The organism is Alphaproteobacteria bacterium, from assembly GCA_018662925.1.
In the GTDB taxonomy this organism is placed as follows: Bacteria; Pseudomonadota; Alphaproteobacteria; order 16-39-46; family JABJFC01; genus JABJFC01.
On the sequence record JABJFC010000004.1, the window covers coordinates 1 to 2,473 of the forward strand.

3 protein-coding genes are annotated in these 2,473 nt (G+C 37.2%); 1 reads left to right on the forward strand and 2 read right to left on the reverse strand.

Annotated elements, in window-relative coordinates:
- Positions 1-107 precede the first annotated feature (107 nt).
- Positions 108-1,295, reverse strand: a complete 1,188-nt coding sequence (gene tnpB / locus HOL16_00180; protein ID MBT5389121.1) for an IS200/IS605 family element transposase accessory protein TnpB — start codon at positions 1,293-1,295, stop codon at positions 108-110.
- A gap of 94 nt (positions 1,296-1,389) precedes the next feature.
- Between tnpB and tnpA the strand changes: the two genes are divergently transcribed.
- Positions 1,390-1,839 carry an IS200/IS605 family transposase gene (tnpA, locus tag HOL16_00185; GenBank protein ID MBT5389122.1) on the forward strand — a complete coding sequence of 150 codons (450 nt, stop codon included), beginning with the start codon at positions 1,390-1,392 and terminating at the stop codon, positions 1,837-1,839.
- A 95-nt stretch (positions 1,840-1,934) separates the two neighbouring features.
- Here tnpA and HOL16_00190 read toward each other — a convergent pair whose 3' ends face one another.
- Positions 1,935-2,303 carry a hypothetical protein gene (locus HOL16_00190; GenBank protein MBT5389123.1) on the reverse strand — a complete coding sequence of 123 codons (369 nt, stop codon included), beginning with the start codon at positions 2,301-2,303 and terminating at the stop codon, positions 1,935-1,937.
- Between the last annotated feature and the right edge of the window lie 170 nt (positions 2,304-2,473).

The following is a 2,473-nucleotide window of genomic DNA, read 5'->3' on the forward strand; positions in this document are numbered from 1 at the left end:
ACGTGAAATAAATTAGACTTTATTTCTATTACAGATTAGGTAGAACATATTACAACACTCACCAATTGACGTCCTCACCCACATAAATGAAGGTGATTCCTAGTCGCTTACGCGAAACTAGAGGTTACAGCTTCAAAGGTCTGTCTAATGACAACACCTCCACTGTCTCTTTGGGTGCGCCCCACCCTGTCTATATTTTTTGCGGCATTCTTATCTGCGTCTTCAAGGTATCCACAATTCAAACATTCAAAGACTTTCTTCCTGCGGTTATTCTTGTCTTTATACAGGCATTCACTACATCGAGTGCTTGTGAATTTTGGGTTAATTAATTCAAGATGGCCTCCACTCCAGTGACACTTATATTTCAACTGATTTGCGAAGATCCCCCAACCTTGAAACAAAATCTCTCTATTGAGCCCCGACTTTGCCTTAACATTTTTACCAACATGTTCAAGTGTTCCTTTTGCTGACTTTGACATATTCTTAATCTTCAAATCTTCAAGAGTTACATAGCTGTGGTTCTTTGCTATATAACTTGATGCTTTATGAAGAAAATCATGTCGTATTTTGGCAATTTTTGAATGTAATTTTCTGATTTTTTTCTGAAGTTGTTTCCATTTCTCTGAGAAGTTCTTTTTTAGTCTCAGCCTCTTTTGAAGAACTTTTATCCTTTCTCGAAGTTCGTGACAAACTTTAGGAAGAGTCAGTTCTAGGTTTTTGAAGTTATCTTCCTCTGAACTCAAAACTAAAGTCTCTGAGATTCCTCGGTCAATACCAACAGTCGGCAAGTGATTTCCTGGAATCACCATCTCTTTTTCACAACAAAAACAAATGTACCAACCATCTCCTTCTTTTTTGACTGTGGCATTTTTAACTTTGCCTTCAATATCTCTGGAGATTCTAAAAGCAACTTCTCCTATTTTAGGAAGCTTTACAAAGGCCTTGCTTTTCGTCACTTTCCTTATTGAAAACTGCTTGGAGTCTGGAAATCTAAAGCTATCCCCTTGCCCCTTTTTTTTGAATTTTGGAAATCCAAAACCTGACTTCCAAAAAGAATTAAACGCACGATCTAGATCTTTTAAACTTTGTTGTAGTATTTGCGCTGGAGAATCTTTTATCCATTCAAAGCCTTCACATTTTTTTAATTCTTTGAGCTCATTGGCCTGATCATAGTAATTACAAGACAGACGATATTGACTCCAAGAAAGAATTCTATGTTCAAGGCAAAGATTATAGAGAAAGCGAGTCGTTCCGGCCCACGATGAGAAAATCTCTGCTTGAGTTGGTTTAGTCATTAATTTGAATTTGTACGCCAAATTTATTTTATTCATTGTAAGCGAAAACTATCATACCTTGACCAATCGGTAAAGAGAAAGTATGTATTAGTCTATGAGCAATTTAAATTCAAAAAAGGCCATCAAAGAACGTTTGAACCCTAAGATTAGGCATGGTCGACATTGCACGTTTCTTATTCATGCCCATTTAGTCTTTGTCACAAAATACAGAAGAGTTTGTTTTACTCCTCGAGTGCTTGATCATCTCAAGGAAGTATTTGACTCTGTTTGCAACGACTTTGAAGCAGAGCTGGTTGAATTTCAAGGTGAAGGAGATCATGTTCACCTCCTTGTGAATTATCCTCCTAAAGTTGCTCTTTCAAGATTTGTTGGTTCTTTAAAAGGCGTCTCGTCACGATATATTCGAGAATCTAACTACCCTGAGATTAAAAAAAAACTATGGGGAAAAGCTCTTTGGTCTCCCAGCTACTTTGCAGGAAGTTGCGGTGGAGCACCTTTGGAAATAATCAAGCAATACATAGAGCAACAGGAAAGGCCTCACTGATTTCTCGCCGAAGGGCATTTGCTTATATCTCCGCACTGAAGTACGAAGTTTTACGCAAATCTTCGATAATTTGTGTTTTGCGTGGCGTATTTTAATTAGCCCCCGCCACCAATTGCTGTTCCTTCGGATAGAAGGAGACTATGAGAAGTGATAATTGACCCATTGCTCAGCATAAGAGAATGAATTTTTGATTTTGGTAATTCAAGAGTATTCAATTCGTTGGTTTTAAAAGCTAGTAGCTCTTCATCTGAAAGAATAGTGCCATCATTCATTTCAATATCTATTAAGTTATTTCGTGAGATTTTTATAATATTTTTTGAAAAGGCAAGATTAAGGCCTTCAATAACTTCTTCTGGGGGGAGAGAGTGGTCCATCCCACCACCACCTCCGATTTCATCACCAGAAAATGCTGTGTTTAAAAGAAGTAGGAAGGAAAAAAGAGTAATATAGTTTAAGTGTTTCATTGTATAACCTCTGTATTTTCAAAGCATAGGGATTCACCTGTAACGGATATTATATAAGGAATCGCTTCATGTGAAGATGATTTATTAGAAAGAAGCTTTTCTTTCGCGTGAATGTAAGCTTGTTTCAGGTCTTTTGTGACTTCTTTTGCTATAGAAGGGTCAACGCTTTC